The sequence below is a fragment of the Micromonospora sp. NPDC005215 genome (assembly GCF_040607915.1).
In the GTDB taxonomy this organism is placed as follows: Bacteria; Actinomycetota; Actinomycetes; order Mycobacteriales; family Micromonosporaceae; genus Micromonospora.
In genome coordinates this window covers 1-15,507 of sequence record NZ_JBEXHQ010000070.1, presented here as the reverse complement: position 1 = coordinate 15,507, position 15,507 = coordinate 1, and the positions used below count along the sequence as shown (strand labels likewise).

At 69.3% G+C, this 15,507-nt stretch carries 11 protein-coding genes; 3 read left to right on the top strand and 8 right to left on the bottom strand.

The genetic code is table 11. The features are described 5' to 3' along the window. Genes ABZU25_RS32160 through ABZU25_RS32150 form a run of 3 tightly spaced genes read left to right on the top strand, consistent with a single transcriptional unit; the run spans position 1 to position 3,760 of the window. A complete protein-coding gene (locus tag ABZU25_RS32160) occupies positions 1 to 1,224 on the top strand; it encodes an aminoacyl--tRNA ligase-related protein (protein ID WP_355033113.1) in 1,224 nt (407 codons plus the stop codon). Further along, entirely contained in the window at positions 1,221 to 2,465 is a 1,245-nt protein-coding gene (locus tag ABZU25_RS32155) for an ATP-grasp domain-containing protein (protein ID WP_355033112.1), read from the top strand. The genes ABZU25_RS32160 and ABZU25_RS32155 overlap by 4 nt, the downstream gene beginning before the upstream one ends. After that, entirely contained in the window at positions 2,462 to 3,760 is a 1,299-nt protein-coding gene (locus ABZU25_RS32150) for an MFS transporter (RefSeq protein WP_355033111.1), read from the top strand. The genes ABZU25_RS32155 and ABZU25_RS32150 overlap by 4 nt, the downstream gene beginning before the upstream one ends. Before the next feature lie 162 nt (positions 3,761 to 3,922). On the opposite strand, the gene aroF is transcribed toward ABZU25_RS32150, so the two are convergent. The 8 genes from aroF to ABZU25_RS32110 all read right to left on the bottom strand — a co-directional run bounded on the left by aroF (position 3,923) and on the right by ABZU25_RS32110 (position 15,227). After that, a complete protein-coding gene (aroF, locus tag ABZU25_RS32145; protein WP_355033110.1) occupies positions 3,923 to 4,732 on the bottom strand; it encodes a 3-deoxy-7-phosphoheptulonate synthase in 810 nt (269 codons plus the stop codon). Between the two features lie 29 nt (positions 4,733 to 4,761). Next, a complete protein-coding gene (locus ABZU25_RS32140) occupies positions 4,762 to 5,745 on the bottom strand; it encodes a helix-turn-helix transcriptional regulator (RefSeq protein WP_355033109.1) in 984 nt (327 codons plus the stop codon). A gap of 536 nt (positions 5,746 to 6,281) precedes the next feature. Next, entirely contained in the window at positions 6,282 to 9,965 is a 3,684-nt protein-coding gene (locus tag ABZU25_RS32135) for a CHAT domain-containing tetratricopeptide repeat protein (RefSeq protein WP_355033108.1), read from the bottom strand. A 4-nt stretch (positions 9,966 to 9,969) separates the two neighbouring features. Continuing rightward, positions 9,970 to 10,965, bottom strand: coding sequence for a hypothetical protein (locus ABZU25_RS32130; protein ID WP_355033107.1), 996 nt, complete (start codon positions 10,963 to 10,965; stop codon positions 9,970 to 9,972). A gap of 625 nt (positions 10,966 to 11,590) precedes the next feature. Then, on the bottom strand, positions 11,591 to 12,205 hold the full coding sequence (locus tag ABZU25_RS32125; protein WP_355033106.1) for a DUF305 domain-containing protein: 615 nt from the start codon (positions 12,203 to 12,205) through the stop codon (positions 11,591 to 11,593). Continuing rightward, a complete protein-coding gene (locus ABZU25_RS32120) occupies positions 12,202 to 12,363 on the bottom strand; it encodes a hypothetical protein (RefSeq protein WP_355033105.1) in 162 nt (53 codons plus the stop codon). Before ABZU25_RS32120 ends, ABZU25_RS32125 begins: the two co-directional genes overlap by 4 nt. Positions 12,364 to 12,383: 20 nt before the next feature. After that, positions 12,384 to 14,156, bottom strand: coding sequence for a discoidin domain-containing protein (locus ABZU25_RS32115; protein ID WP_355033104.1), 1,773 nt, complete (start codon positions 14,154 to 14,156; stop codon positions 12,384 to 12,386). A 261-nt stretch (positions 14,157 to 14,417) separates the two neighbouring features. Continuing rightward, positions 14,418 to 15,227, bottom strand: coding sequence for a DUF1996 domain-containing protein (locus tag ABZU25_RS32110; RefSeq protein ID WP_355033103.1), 810 nt, complete (start codon positions 15,225 to 15,227; stop codon positions 14,418 to 14,420). Positions 15,228 to 15,507: the final 280 nt, after the last annotated feature.

Here is a 15,507-nt window from a genome sequence, read left to right as displayed (position 1 = left end):
ATGCCCACCCTCAGCCTGCCATTCGCGCTGCAGGAGAACCTGTGGCCCACCATGCACACCCGGTTGCGTTTCCACTTCCCTCAGATCGAGCAGCTGGACATCACCGCCACCGAGATCCTCCTCCACTCCACGGAGGCGCTCCCGGCCGGGAAGGTCACGTCGGTGGTCGAGCGGGTCGCCGCCTCGTACGCGTCGCTCAGTGAGCGGCTCAGCTCCAGGATCGTGTACGACCCGTCCGCCGGCACCGACGCCCCCGCCCTGAACGCCGCGGACGCGACAGCGCTGCGGGCCGCCGCCGTACGCCTCGTGGCCGACCTGGAGGAGTCGCGGAAGTCATTGCCGACGGAGGACCTCGGCGAGGTGCTGCCGCGTGAGCGGGGCCTCAACGTCTACGGCGGCATCGGCGCGTACCGGCTGCGCGCGCTCGACGACTTCCTCCGCCGTTTCTTCGAGCGCGCGCATGGCGCCACGGAGATCCGGGTGCCGTCGATGCTGCCCGCGGCGGTCGTCGACCGGGCGGGGCACTTCGACACCGGTTGCCAGCACCTGAGCTTCGTTGCGCCGGTGACCACCGACATGGAGGACTTCGAAGGCTTCCTGCCCTACTGGCGGGCCGACAACGATCGGGACCGGCTGCACGAGTTCCTGCGTACCCCCAAGGACATCCTGAACCCGGCGTTGTGCCTGCACGCCTACCCGCTGGTCGAGCACCGGCCGGTCGACAACCTGGTGCTCACCCTGTCGGGCTCTTGCTTCCGAGACGAGTCTGGCAACCTCAACAACCGCGAACGCCTCCGTGAGTTCACCATGCGGGAGGGCGTCTTCTTCGGCAGCCAGACTGACCTCGCCCAGGTCCACCAGCGACTCATCGCCATGATGGCAGCCGTCGCGGACCTGTTCGGGATCAAGTACCAGCTCGCGACGGCCACCGACATCTTCTTCAACGACAACGCCCAGGAGCAGCTCTTCTCTCAGTTGGTCACCGACAGCAAGATCGAGATGCTGGTCCAGGTGGACGACGGGGAACCGGTCGCCGTGGCATCGGTCAACAAGCACGGGCAGCACTTCGCGAAGCCGTTCGGGCTCAGCAGCTCCGACGGTACGACGCCGAGCACGATGTGTATCGGGTTCGGTCTCGACCGAATTCTCCTGGCGCTGCGCAACGTCTCCGACCTGCCCGGCCAGCTCCGGCAGGGCCTCGCGCGGATGGAGCGGCAGGCATGAACCGCTCGCTGGTGATAGTCGAGTCGCCTGACTTCTTCGTCGCGGACATGACGCGGGTCGCGGAGGCCGAGCAGGACAGGGTGTACGTCCTGACCAAAGATGACCGGACCACCGGGCCGAACGTCATCCGCGCGGACGTCCGCAAGGATCCCACGGGGGCGGTGGCGGCCGTCCGCCGTACGGTGGGCGCACCGACGGGGGTGTTGACCGCCCAGGAGATGTTCCTCACCGAGACGGCAGCATTGGCCGACGCGCTCCAGGTCGGACATGGCAACCGAGAAACCGCGCTGCGGTCCCGGGACAAGGCCACGATGAAGCGGATCTGGCTCGATGCGGGGGTGGCCACTCCCCGGGGTTGGTCGTTCCGGTCCGCCCGGGACGTCCGGGACAACTGCGCTGACCTCAGCTATCCGTTGATCGTCAAGCCTTCGCACGGGTACGCGAGCTGCGGCGTTCGCCGCGTCGAGTCCGAGCGGGAACTCCTGGAACACCTCCGGACCGTCTCTATGATCAACGCGACAGTGATCGGCCGCGAGCGCCTGAACGTCGGGATCGTGGTGGAGGAGTATCTCGACGGTGAGGAGTATTCCGTCGACACCGTGTGGCACGACGGTATTCCGGCCTGCGACGGGCTGATGTCAAAGGGGGCTGCGGTCGGGCCCTACTACCCCGATCGGCTGTATCACATCGACCCCGAACTGCCGCCGGCCGTCGCCGCCCACATCATCCGACTGTCCCACGACGCGGTGCGCGCGCTGGGCATCCGCTCGGGCGCGACCCACACGGAGATCCGGCTTCGCGGCGACGTTCCGTACGTCCTGGAGACCACCAACCGCCCCGGCGCCGGCGGCCTCTTCTACCCACTGTTCCAGCAGGCGCACGGGGTCGACTTCGCCCGCGTCCTTTATGACGCGACCCTGGCCACCTCCCGGCACGAGTTCCGGGCCGTCGGCACGCCGACCACCACCTCGGCGACTGCGGGCACCCACTACTTCTGGTACAACCTCCCGCACCCGCGGTCCGGGGTGATCCGGGAGATCCGTGGTCTGGCGGAGTTGGCGGACCGCCAAGAGGTGCTGCGCTGCCTCTGCTACAAGCAGCCGGGCAGTGTCCTCTACCCGGACGGCCTCAACGCCGACTACTTCTGCTCGGTCCTCGGCCGCTACCAGCCCGGGCCCGCCGACCCGCCGATCAGCGAGTTCGTCCGGGGCTACGACGAGGCACTCGAGGTGGTCCTGTGACGGTGAACAGCCTCTACCACCGAAGCTTCATCGCGCTCGTGTCGGGCGGGTTCGTCTCGGCACTCGGCACCGTCGTCTTCGACCTCGTGCTCGCGTGGTGGGTGGTCTCCACGACCGGGTCGGCCGTACTGACCGGATATCTGCTGGCCGCGGCCCTGGCACCGATCGCCTTCATTGGTCCGATCGGCGGTGTCCTGTCGGACAGGTGGAACAAGAAGGCAATCCTGATCGTCACCGACGTGATCAGTGGTGCCGTGGCCTTCGGGGTCGCCCTGATGGCCTACGGGAACGCTCTCAACGTTCCGTTGCTGGCGCTGTCCTGCTTCGCGCTCGGGACCTGCACCGCCCTCTACCGGCCGGCCGCGCGTTCCATCGTGCCGCTGCTCGTGCGGGAGCGACACCTGGTCAAGGCCAACTCGGTGTCGACCAACCTCACCGAGACGACCAAGGCGGTGGGTCCGCTGCTGGGCGCCGCACTCATCGCGATGCCGGTAATCGGCGTCGGTGGGGCGATGGTGCTCAACGGGGTGTCGTTCTGGCTGTCGGCCCTCGCGGCGGCGGCGATCCGCTACACACATGTCACGAACGGCAAGGACATTTCTACTGTGATGACCGACCTGCGCGCCGGGTTCCGGTACATCAACAGCCGCGTGCTGATCCGGAACATGGTGATCCTGTGCGCGGCGGTCAATTTCTTCCTGATCGCGTTCAACATCCTGCTACCGCTGTACGTCACCGAGGTGCTGCACGGATCGAGCGCGATCTACGGACGAGCCCTCACCGCCGAGGCCGTCGGAGGCATCGCGGTCACGCTCTTGCTGCTGTTCCTCCACGACATCGTCCCGACCAATCGGCTGCTCGCGGCGCTGATCGCAGCTGGTGGGATGGCGCTGACACTCATTCCGGTGGTGCCGGCCGTCGCTGGGCTGCTGCTGTTCGCCGCCGCCCAGGGGTTTTTCGTCGGCGGATTCAACACGCTGTTCTTCGCCTATATTCAGAAGGAGGTCAGCCAGCAGTTCCTGGGCCGGGTCTTCTCCGTCGTGTACATGGCCGCCATCGGGGTCATGCCGATCGCGTACATCAGTTGGGGCTACATCGGCGACTACGCGCTCCGGTGGGGATTCGTGTATGCCGGCCTCGGAACGGTGTTGTGCAGCGTCCCGTTCCTGCTCCTGCGCCGGCACGTCACCCCGCCGGTGGCGGCGCCCATCCGATTCACCGAGCCGGCTCAGACGACCGAGCCGGTACGTGCGGCGGAGCCGGCCCGGGTGGCCGAGCCCGCTTTGGCGACCTGATTGATGGACCCGACGAAGACCGCCTGTCGGGTGCCGGCTGCGAGTTCACCCAGCCGGCACCCGACCCCGCGTCTCGCCGTCCGGGAGGCCGGGTGTTTCGACGATTGGGCAGGGTGATCGCGGAACCGGCCACCCCGCTTACCGTCCGTGGACGGATACCTCTCAGGTGCTCGACAGCTCACGCAGGCTTGTCAAGCGCCTGACCTGCTCGATTAGGTCGCGGAGTTCCGGAGTGCTCAATGCCTGACAGCTGTCGGTCCACGATTGTTCCGGCACCGGGTGGCTTTCGACGATGATGCCGGCCGCCCCGACCGCAGCACCCGCGAGGGCGAGCGGAAGCACCCACTCCCGGCGACCCGCCGCGTGACTGGGGTCGATGATGACCGGAAGGTCGGTCCGGCTGGCCAGCACCGGAACCGCCGCGATGTCCAGGGTGTTGCGGGTCTCGGTGACAAACGTGCGGATGCCCCGCTCGCAGAGGATGACGTCATCGTTCCCCGTGGCGCGCACGTAGTCGGCCGCCCCCAGCCACTCGTCATAGGTGGCCGCGAACGATCGCTTGAGGATGATTGGCTTTTCGGCTCGACCGGCGGCCTCCAACAGTCGGCTGTTACGCATCGACCTTGCCCCGATGAGGAAGCCGTCCACGTGGTCGCGCAGGAGTCGCACGTCGTCGCCGTCCAGTGGCTCCGCGATGATGGGCAGACCCGTACGGCGGCGCGCCTCGTCAAGCAGCGGAATGCCCTCGGCGCCCATGCCCTGGAAGCGATCCGGGGCGGACCGTGGCTTGAAGACGCAGCCACGGAGGACGTCCGCGCCCGCTGCTGCCGCCGCCTCCGCATGTCCGACGTAGCCAGGCTCCACGGAGCAGGGCCCCGAGATGATGGGCTGCTGGTCCCCGCCGAAGACGACGTCGCCGATGGCCACCTGGCGACTCGCCTTCGCCTGGGTGTGCTGGGGCGAGGTTCCCATGCCTTATCTCCGATCGGTCACTTGCTATGTCACAGCCAACCGCGCTGAGCCGCCTTCAGACCTGCCTCGAACCGGCTGCGGGCCTGGAGGCGTTCCATGAGGTCCGCCATCATCCGCCGGGCCGTCCGTGGGGACACCCCGAGCCGGACCGCTGCGGCCTCGTCCGTCAAACCCTGGCCAAGCAGTTCGAGCAACGCGCGTTCCTGGGCGGTCAATCCCTCGCGCTCCGGCTCACGGGCCGCGCCCAGCGGTGTCGCGATCTCCCACACTTGTGTGAAAAGCGCCAGCATCGAGGCGACGAACCCGGGACCAGTCAGGTGCAGGGCACCCTTGCGCGTGTCGGCCGGGTCGATCGGCACCAGCACGGCGCGACGGTCCGCCAGGATCATGCGGGGTGGGAGGATGGGCGAGGTCCGGAACTCCGCGCCACCGGCAGTGAGGAAACGCGCATGCGCAAGTGTGTGCGGGTCGTTCCGAATGCTCTCCAGGCCGACGGTGTGGATGCGGACACCGCGTTCGAGAAGTTCGGTGTCGTTTCGGCGTGCATGCTCCAAAGCCGCCGCCGACTGGGCACCACCGGGCATGAAGGTAAGAATCTCGAACTCAGTTTCGCGGGCCAGTTGGGCCAATTTGTCCTGCACCGCGTCGATACCGAACAGATGAGTCGCCGCCGAGGTCGAGGCATGCTGATGTGCCGCGCCGAATTGGTCGATCAAGCGAGTGATTTCGACCTGACTCTCCGCTACCTGCTGCTGGCGGCGAGCGAGCTCGGCCTGTTGTCGGGCCAGCGCGGTACTCAACCCGACATCCGGACTTACGACGTGCAGGGCGCCGGGGCGATCCATCGAGTTTCGGACCAGCGACATCTTGAACAGGCAGTCCAGGGCGGCTCGGACCTGCGTATCGGTGATACCAAGATGCGCGCCGAGCTGCGTGACCCCCCAGTCTGGTTGGGCGAGCATCTGTCGATAGACGCTCTCCGCGACGGAATCCAAACCCAAGGCGACCAGCACGAAATCGCCCTCCCCGTGATGGCCCATAATGGACCTAGCGAAATCTCGAGCGAGATCGTCCCACGTGGAGTTACCTCTGGCAAGCAGTCAATGCCGGATAGCCATCGACGACCGGTATCATTTCTTGAGTCGCAGCGCCCCGGCGGCCGGCCCCATTCCATCGCTGCTGCTGCGGCTGGTGGTGGACCACGCCCGCGGTCGCCGACGCCGCGCTCGTCGCGATTCTGCTTCACAACGAGACCGCCGGGGAGCTGCGCGTCGAGGTCACCGCGCCGCCGAACGCGGCGCTGGACCGGGCGTCGATCCCGCTCGACGGCAGGGACGGGGCCCGGGGATTACGCCAACGCCCTGACCGAGCCTGAACTGACCACAGCAGGAGCGTCCATCGCGCTCTCGAAAAGAGTCTTACGTCTCCGTGGGCGCGCAGTGGGCGGGGTAATTGGTGACCCAGCAGGGTCGCCGTCTCTCTCGACCACTCCTTCTCACCCACATTGGTGTCCCCGCCCAAGCCGACCCGACCGCAAAGAAGTGAAGGCTTACGGCACGCCGTAGACAGTGAACGAGGCCCAGTCGGCCAGCCCTACGAACGGACGAACCGTACGGTACGTGGGAGCACCCGTGGACACCTGCCGGGAAGCGGCATCTGCTGGCAGCGGCTGGCCCTCGACGAGCCTGCCGAGGTGGCGCTGCCAGGTCACGAACGCCTCGATGTCGCCAGCCGCCCGGTGCGCCACCGCGATCGTGCGGCAGCCCAGCAGGGCATGGTCGCTCCCCGCGACGACCAGTTGGACGCCGCGTGTGACCAGGTCGGCCGCGGTGGCCTCGCGTAGTCTTCGCTGGGCCCGGCCGAGGGCCGTGCCGACCTGCTCCGGCCCGAGCCGACCATTCGGGTCCAGACCGTCGTAGAACCAGCCCATCAGCAGCGCCGTGGCCAGGTCGGGGACCGGCCGGATCGCCGTGACCAGGGCGCGGGCGCCGGACGCCAAGAGGGTCCGGCCCATACCGACCAGTTCGTCCCCGTCGTGCACCTGGTGCCGTCCACTGTCGCAGGCGCTCAGCACGACCACCGTGCCGTCCCAGTTCCACTGCGCCAGCCGGGCCAGGCTCACCAGTTCGGTGCCCCCCTCACCAGTGCCCGCCCCCGGTTTGGGACCGGTGGGCACTGGGCCCAGCGGGTCACCGCGTCGCCGGTCCTCGTCGAGCGACCGTCGCAGTTGCGCGCCGTCGCCCCGGTTCGCCGCTCCGGTTGTCGTCGAGGCAGCGGCCAACACCAGACCGCTGCGCTCTGGGCGCCGCCTGTCGAAGACTGCGTGGCAGGCCAGGTGTACCAGGCGGGGGCGCTCGGGGCCGGCGAGCGCGTCGGCGAGCCAGGCCGACGTCACGGCCGCGCCGGTCCGCGCCGCGCCGCCGAGCCGGGCAGCCACGTAGGCGCACTCGGATCGCGCATAGGGCAGATCACCGAGGGGGTCGCCCGCCACGAGGACGCCGCCCACGGTTTCGCTACCCGTCCCAGCGGTGCGCGCGTCGGTTCCATCGTCGACAGGGCCGGTACGTGCCGCGCTCGGTCGGGGCGCCCGCAGCAGGGACGCACTCGGCAAGAGGTAGGTCCCGGGCCTAACCCCGATCTCTGCGGCACCAGACCGAGCAACTTCACCAGCGGGAGTGGCACCACCGGCGGAGGCGGCGTCAGCGGCCGGCGGGAGCAGGTGCAGCGGGGCTAGGTGCAGGGAGCCGTGTGGCACCACGTAGACGGCCCGGCCCCGCGGCACCTCGGCGATGGGTGCGGTCAGCACCGCGTGCACCGGGTGCTCGACCAGCCGACGCATCCTGTCGCCGTCGGCGGTCTCGAGCAGGTCTTGCCAGTTCTCGACGTCGGGGGCGGCCGGAGCGCCGGGGAGGTCCGGGCCCAGTAGCTGACGGGCCGTGAGGCCCGTGCCGCTCAGTGTGAAAGCCCATACGCCGGTGGCGCCGGTGAGGTACTCCACCAGGACCGCGTCGTCCGCGGCGGCCAGCAGCGGGGCCGCCTCGTCGGCCGTGATCGGCTCAGCCATCCGGTGAGCGCGCATCGCCGGGTGGGTCTCGGCGAGTTGTCGCCACAGATCGAGCAGCTCGCTGCGTACTCTGTGCTGCTCCTCGGAGGTTGCCATCCGGCGGGCCAACACCTGCCAGCGCTCCTCGGCCTCGGCGGGCCTGGGGCCGGCGTCCATGCCCGACGCGCGCAACCGGCGTAGCTCGGCCCAGAGGGCGGCCTCGCGCGCCACCAGCGGGTCCGCCGGGTCGGCTCCGGTCTCGCGGTCGCGCAGTGCCTCCAGCAGCGCCCGCGACTTCGCGCGCTCCAGCAGCGCGAAGGCCTCCTCAACCCGCCCCAGCTCAAGCGCCAGGCCCGCCGCCTCGACGAACGGCGGCGCGAAGATCGCTCGGAAGCCCGCGGCATCGCTCAGGTCGGCGATGCCCCGGCGCAGGTCGTCATGGCCGTCGCAGGCGTCGCGGAGCACCCGCAACGTCTGATCGGTGCGCTCACCGGCGGCCAGCGCGACGAGCCCCAGCGCCGCGTCCGCGGGATAACGCACAGCGGCGTCTGTCGCCTCCCGGCGCAGCGCCACCAGCCGCTCGCGAAAGGGCTCGGCCTGCGCCGCCCGACCCGATCGCGACCAATCCAACACAAGTGTGCCGAGCCGCAGCGCCAGCCGATCCAGGCCCGCGAAGGGCAGCACCGCGCCGTGCCGGTCGTGTGCGCGCTGCACAGCGTCGATCGAGGCCAGCAGGTAGCGGTCGGCGAGCGCCGTCGCGCCGTGCTCGCGAGCCAGGCTGGCCGCGATGGAGTCCAGGATGCCCAGGTCCCCAGTGGTCTCGCCGGGCATCTGCGCGGTCAGGAAGTCATTGAGCGCCCGGGCCTGCGCCACCAGTTCCAGCGAGTTCAGTTCGGTGCGGGTCGGATCGCGGGAGAGCAGGGTGCAGAGATTCGTCAACGCGGTCAGCTCGGCGCGGGCGTCACCGATCTCGTGCGCCGTCCGCCGGGCCTGCTCCAGCAGCGCCAGCGCCTCGTCGTATCGGCCGACAGTCGTGTAGAGCAAACCGAGCGCCGACCAGACCGCCGGCAGCGCGTGCGAGGCGCCGAGATGCGTCCAGAACTCCTCGGCCGTGCGCAGCGAGCGCTCCGCCTCGCCGTAACGGTGCTCCAGCAAGTGCCGCTGGCCCTCCTCGCTCGCCCGCCGCGCGAAGAAGGCGGGCGCGCCGACCGCGAGATCCCGCCGCATCCGTGGATCGGCCAGATTGGCGATCATCTCCCGGAAGGCCGGGTGGGCCAGGCCCAGCAGGTCGTCGCCTGCGCGTTCCCGGGTGGCCGCCTCAATGCGCTGCACCCGGTCCCGGAAGCCGGACGTGTAGTGCGCCGCGTCCACACGGGAATGCAGGTCGTGGATAAGGTCGTGCGCCGCGGTGAACGCCTCGCCGGCCGAGGCAGGGTCCACCTCACGGCGCAGCGTCGCAAGGTTGATCATCGCCTTGTAGGCGTCGTATCGCGCCGGCGACTCGGCCAGCAGTCGCACCGCCTCCGCGACGGCCTCGATCGCCTCGTCCCGCCGGCCCTGCCGCAACAGCTCCCGTGCGGCGTTGTCCAGCAGGATGCCGCGCCGGGGCCCGTCCACGCCCGGCTGGTCGAGCGCCCGCCGGTAGAGTTCCTCGGCGCCCGCCTTGCCCTGCCGATGTAGCACCTCGGCATGCCCGGAGAGGACCGAAACCAGACCGGTCTTGTCGGTCACCATCTCGGCCAGCTGGGTGGCCATGCCGAAGAGTTGGGCGGCCTTATCCAGGTGCTCATCGGCGACCTCCACGGCGGCCATTCCGGTGATCGCCGCGACCCTCAGGTCCAGGGCACGCTCCCGGTCGCTGTCTGGCATCGCAGTCGCGACCTCGAAGGCCGACGCGTAGGCCCGGCGAGCATCGTCGAGTTTGCCGGCGACCCGTGCGCACTGGCCGAGCAGCCGGAAGACCAGAAAGCTGGCAGGGCTGGGCGAGAGGGCCCACGCGTGGCCGACCAGGCCGCGCAGCGCGCGGTCCGCCTCCGCCAACTGACCGGTGTTGATGAGCCCGTGCGACCAGTTTGCGACGGCCATCAACACCTCCTCGGTGACCTCTTCCCCGCTCTCGGCACCACCTGCGGGCCCGCCCCTGTCGGCGGGCTCGGCGGAGCCGGATCGGCGGCGGCGGAAGAGCGGCATAGCGTCACCTCCCCAGACTGCGCAACAGAGTCGCCGGGTCGTCCTCGAACTCCGCCGCGCCGTGCCGGCCTGACTCGTCGTAGCGGGTGTGGCCGTCGCCGCGCACGACGGCGGCCATGGAGGAAACACGCTCCACCATCGCGACGTACTGGCGCTGGTACTCCGCGAAAAGCGCCTCCTGCTGCGGGCGTATCAACTCGTCGGTGCAGAGCGCCCCGGCCGTCTGCCGCCACAACACCTGGGCCGCCTCCAGGTCGCCGTCCGCGAGGTGCTGGCGGGTCCGTTGCCAGAGCTGGAAGAACGGCATCTGACGGTAGTCGTCACGGTGCCGGATCGCCTCGACCCGGACCAGAATGAAGTCGTGCTCCTGATAGGGCACTGTCGCACCGTCGGCAGCCACCCGGCAGAGCCTGCCACCGACCACCCGCAGCGAGGCCAGCTCCGCCGGGGAAGGCTCGCCCGCGGGCCGGCGGATGATCACGAAGTGGGTGGACGCCAGCTCCGTCGGGCCGCTGGCCTCGCCACCGGGGCCGCTCGGCGCGGACCAGGAGTGGTACGCGCCGACGCGCAACTGCGCCGCCGAGGACACCACGAACGACTCGACGCCGTCGAGCAACGCCCTGGCGATCTTGGTGGAACCCGCCAACCCCGCGAAACCAATGGCGGACCCTATGTTCTCGATCAGGTTCAGCGAGCGCTCCAGTATGTCCGAGGTCTTCGCCCTGAACAACGCCAGCAGCAGACTCACATCGTCGCCCTCGTAGGGCACCGGCCCGGCCACCCGCAGGTTCGAAATCTCCACCGCGTCCCGCTCGCCGGTCACCTGCAACCGCCGGCTCAGCTCAGCCGATCCGAGCAGGTGCGGCACGGAAACCCTGGTGCCACCACGCAGAAACTCGGTCACCACAGCGCCGAAGGGTAGGAACTCCCGCCACAGGTCCCGCTCATTGGCCAGCCACAACTGGCTGACCCGGATCACCAGATAGGCCTCGTCAGCCACGAACGGCACAGTCTCGGCGGGACCATCCGAGGTGGGCACTGACCGAGCGACGATGCCCTCCGCCTGACGTGCAAGCACCCGTCGCACAAGATCCCGCAAGGCCATGAATCGCCCCCATCCCATTGACCCCGCCACGTTAACGCGCGACCGCAACGCGTGAGGGTCCTGCGGGTGACCTGTTTGCCGGACCGCCCTGCGTGAAGGGCGGCGGACCTGACGTTGTCCTGTGGGCGATAGGCCTCGCCGCCGGAGAGATCTGCTCGCACCTCGCCAGGGTCTACGAACTCTTTCCCGTAGTGGTGACCACCCGGCGCATACCTGCAGGGCGTCGGTGGTCACCTGCCACGGCCTGCGCGTCGAGCCGGGTTGACTGGTAGTGCCGTCTTCCCGCGCTAGCTGTGACAGCGCGGCCCGACGCACCAGCAAGTCGACGGTCGCTGGGAGCGTCGGCCGCGATCGGCGTGCGACGTCGCAGCCCTCTATGAGTGTGGCGGGTCATCGATGGCTGTCGGCCACGACATCATGTCGCGCGTACGTCTAGGAGCCTTCGGGGCTGTCTCATAGCTACAGATCACGCAGGGCAGGTTGGTCCACTGCGCGTCGGCGTCCGACGTGGCGGACAGGGTCACGGCGTGGCCGTCGTCCAGCTGAGCCAGCCGAGTTCGGTGACCCGAGTCTGCCGCATCCGCTCCGCGAGCCGCCGGGTCTCCGGATCGGCCCCGTTGGTCTGTTCGGCGTCCGCGAGCCGCGCGCCCTGCTCCACGTGCTCACGCAGGGTCTCCCGCACGGCGCGGTCGAACGCCGCGTCGCGCAGTGAGCGCAGCACGACGAGGTCGGCCGGGATCACCATGCCGGGCAGGTCGTGCCCCTCGTGCTGGTTGACCGCCGGGAGCCCCGCGCTGCCCCGCAGCCGCCTCAGGTCGTCGAGTTCCGCGCGCCGGCCCGCCGCGATCCGCCCGGCCAGGTCCCGGATCCGCTCGTCGGTGGTCTGCCCGGGTACGAGGTCAAGCGCCTTGAGCACCTGTTCGTTCATCGGGATCATCAACTGGATCCAGGCCGCGTCGGTGCCGCCGAGCGTCGCCGTGGCCGGGGTCGACACGACGGCGGCCGGCGCGGCCCTTTCCGTGGGCGGCCCGGTGCCGCAGCCGGCCGCCGGCACGAGGGCGAGCAGCAGCCCGGCAAGCAGGGCGGACAGCCTCGCCGGCCCGGTGCCGGGCCGGCGAGGAGTTACGACCGTCACGGCGTCCCGCTGACGCCGCACTTGATGATCGGGCGGATGCAGTCCCGTACCCGGCGCTCCATCTCCGCCACCGGCCAGGCGTTGAAGAAGTCGCAGTGCATCGTGTAGCCGGCACCGGACGCGAGCCGGAAGCGTGTCGGAGATGTTGGCAGGGACATAAGACTCCTTCCGGTCCGGGCTACTGGTAGACGCGGACGTAGTCGACGAGCATCCGCGACGGGAACGGCGTGGTGCCGTCCACCGGTCCCGGGAAGTCGCCGCCGACGGCGAGGTTGAGGATGAGGTAGAACGGGTGGTCGAAGACCCACGGCCCACGGGTCGACTCGACAGTGGCCTTGCTGGCGACGAAGACCGTCTGCCCGTCGATCTTGAAGGTGATGCCGCGACTGTCCCACTCGGCGGACCAGACGTGGAAGCCGCCGGAGAGGTCCACCCCGCCCGGTGACGGGTACTTCTGGCCGTACCCGTTGCCGCCGTTGTAGGCCGGCGCGTGCAGGGTCGAGTAGGCCTCCTGCGTGTTGCGGCCGAGGACCTCCATGATGTCGATCTCCCCGTTGTACGGCCACGGCCGCCCGGTGAGGAAGTCGGCGCCCATCATCCAGAACGCCGGCCAGAGGCCGTTGCCCTTCGGCACCCGGATGCGGGCCTCGATCCGGCCGTACTGCACGTGGAACTTGTTGGCGGTGTTCATCCGGTGCGAGGTGTACGAGCGGCCGTTGACGGTTTCCCGGCGGGCCTCGATGACGAGTGAGCCGGCGCCGTCCAGGCTGGCGTTGTCGTTGTTCGTGTAGTACTGGAGTTCGTTGTTCTGGCCGGTGCCCGGGTCGATCGTCCACTTGGCCGGGTCGGGCTTGCCGCCGACGGCGCCGTTGAACTCGTCGGCGAACACGAGCCGGGTGGCCGGGAACGTCGGGTCGGGAGGCATCGTCGGCGGCGGGGTGGGGTTGCCGCCGGTGCCGTACACCTTGAACTCCCACAGCGAGTACCCGTACTGGCTGCTGCGGGCGGTGCCGTACATCCGCACGTACCGACCGGTGCCGGTCACGTCGATGGTCTCCTTGAAGCCCTTCCCGGTGGTGGTCGAGTAGACGGTGGTCCAGGTGGACGCGTTCGGCGAGACCTGGATCTGGTACGACCTGGCGTACGCAGGATCCCACTGCAGCACGACCTGGGTCACGGTGGCGGTGGCGCCGAGGTCGACGTAGATCCACCCCGGGTCGACCCAGCCGTTTGTGGGACTCGTCGCCCAGCGGCTCGCCGGGTCGTAGTCGAACGCCTTGTCCGGCGTGCAGCCGAAGCACGCGCCGTCGTTCTGGCTGGTCGACGCGACCGCCGGCTTGGCGTACGACAGCAGCGTCGCGCCGCCGGGCGGCGGGGTCGTGGGCGGCCGGGTCGTGGGCGGCGGGGTCGTGGGCGGCGGGCCGGTGCTGCCGTAGACCTCGAACTCCCACAGCGACACGCCGTACTGGGTGGCGCGCTGGGTGGTGTTGACCCGGACGAAACGGCCGGTGCCGGTGACCGCGAGGTCCTGGACGCCGCCCGCGCCGGCCGTGGTGGTGTGGATCGTCGTCCAGGTGTCGGTGCCGGTGGGCGATGTCTGGATGGTGAACGCGCGGGCGTAGGCGGCCTCCCAGCGCAGCACCACCCGGCTGACGGTGGCGGAGACACCCAGGTCGACCCGTAGCCACTGCGGGTCGCTGAACGCGCTGGACCAGCGGGTGCCGGCGTTGCCGTCGACGGCCGCCGAGGCGGGGAACGCCACGGACTCGGTCGACGAGGCGGTGACCGGCCGCCCCTGGGACAGCAGCGCGTCGGCGGCGTCGGCGGGCGGTGCCAGGATCGCCAGGTACGCGCCGAGCAGCAGGAGCAGTGCGCTGCCGAGGGCCGCGAGGCGGCGGCCGCGCCCGGCTCGGGACAACGGGGTGAGGGACGGGGGGAGAGTCCGATTCATCGGTACTCCTTCGGGGTGGCGGCGGCGGGACCAACAGCTCACTGCTTCGGGCCCAAATGGCGAGAGAGCGCTCTCCGACGTAGCCCACTCTTAACCCTGCCGACCATGGATGTCAACGAATTTCAATTGATCCGCACAAATACCTTGACGGGCGGCGGATGGTCGGGGCGCTGACGCCGGCCGCTACCGGACGTGGCCGATCGTGGCCGGATGACTCCCGCTCGACAGCGAGCACCGGCCACGATCGACGCCACCTGACCGCTACGGCTTCTTGGGGTCCTCACCGTAACCGTTGCACTGCCGACCCCCATTGATGCAGTAGGCCACGACATAGGCCTGGCGGGCCGCATTCCACCCGTTCATGAAGTCGTAGTGGAATGAGTAGCTGGCCCCCGAGGAATATGCCAGGCCGGCGGTGCTCGTGCCCGCCAGCTTGTACGGGAGCTTGATCTCCAGCATCGGCAGCGGGACGGGATGGTCGGCCGGGCAGACCCCGCTCACCGGCCAGGCCATGTGCGACTTGTGGTCGGGCACGTCCAGGTGCACGCCGTCCCAGCAACTCGGCGCCTTGAGGCGCACGACCAGGGACGACCCGGAGGGGCAGGAGGCCGGCCAGTCGCTGCCCTTGTAGCCGGTGCACGACCAGTTGCCCCCGAAGTGCGCCGCGTCCGGCGTCTTCACGTCCCCCACGAGCAGCTTGAACCCGGCCGGGAACGGCTTGACCGTGCGGTAGTCCTTCACCCCGGACTTGTAGTACACGGTGACGATGCTGTTCGGCACCGGCGTGCCGTTCTGCGACAGCGTCGGGAACCAGTAACCGGACGCGTCGAGGGTGTCCTGACAGGACGTGGCACCACCGACCAGGGACTGCGGGGTGGAGTTGGCGTTGGTGGTGGGGTTGCCGATGAACGTGTGGTTGTGCGACGCACCGGGCAGACCGGGGAAGACGATCGGGTCGTCGCTGAGCCGGTGGTTGACGTCGCAGTTGGCGTGCGCCTCCTGATACTGCGCGAAGGGCGGGTCGTCCGCCGCGAACGCCGTGCCGTTTCCACCGACCGCAGCGATTACCACGACACTCAGGAAAACCGCGGCGAGTGGCCTGGCGACAACTCTCCGACGCCCTCCCGAAACGGCTCTGGACAAGAGCGACCTGAGGCTCATCGGATCTCCTTTGGACGTAGGAACGAGCATCTATTTCCAAAAGCTAACAATGGCCCGAGATTGAAACAATTGCTTGCCATCAGTTTGCCAAAGGAGCTGGCCGACGGTGCCGCGTAATAACCCGCACAGAGTGTCCGGGCGGCCCCGGGGGGGCGGGCACACGATGATTAAAGGGTAGCGGATAAAGGAG

What these genes read in the sequence shown, in the direction of transcription:
- ABZU25_RS32160 (WP_355033113.1), top strand. Translation starts at nt 1, where the DNA reads ATGCCCACCCTCAGCCTGCCATTCGCGCTGCAGGAGAACCTGTGGCCC.
- ABZU25_RS32155 (WP_355033112.1), top strand. Translation starts at nt 1,221, where the DNA reads ATGAACCGCTCGCTGGTGATAGTCGAGTCGCCTGACTTCTTCGTCGCG.
- aroF (WP_355033110.1), bottom strand. Translation starts at nt 4,732, where the DNA reads ATGGGAACCTCGCCCCAGCACACCCAGGCGAAGGCGAGTCGCCAGGTG.
- ABZU25_RS32135 (WP_355033108.1), bottom strand. Translation starts at nt 9,965, where the DNA reads ATGCCGCTCTTCCGCCGCCGCCGATCCGGCTCCGCCGAGCCCGCCGAC.
- ABZU25_RS32120 (WP_355033105.1), bottom strand. Translation starts at nt 12,363, where the DNA reads ATGTCCCTGCCAACATCTCCGACACGCTTCCGGCTCGCGTCCGGTGCC.
- ABZU25_RS32115 (WP_355033104.1), bottom strand. Translation starts at nt 14,156, where the DNA reads ATGAATCGGACTCTCCCCCCGTCCCTCACCCCGTTGTCCCGAGCCGGG.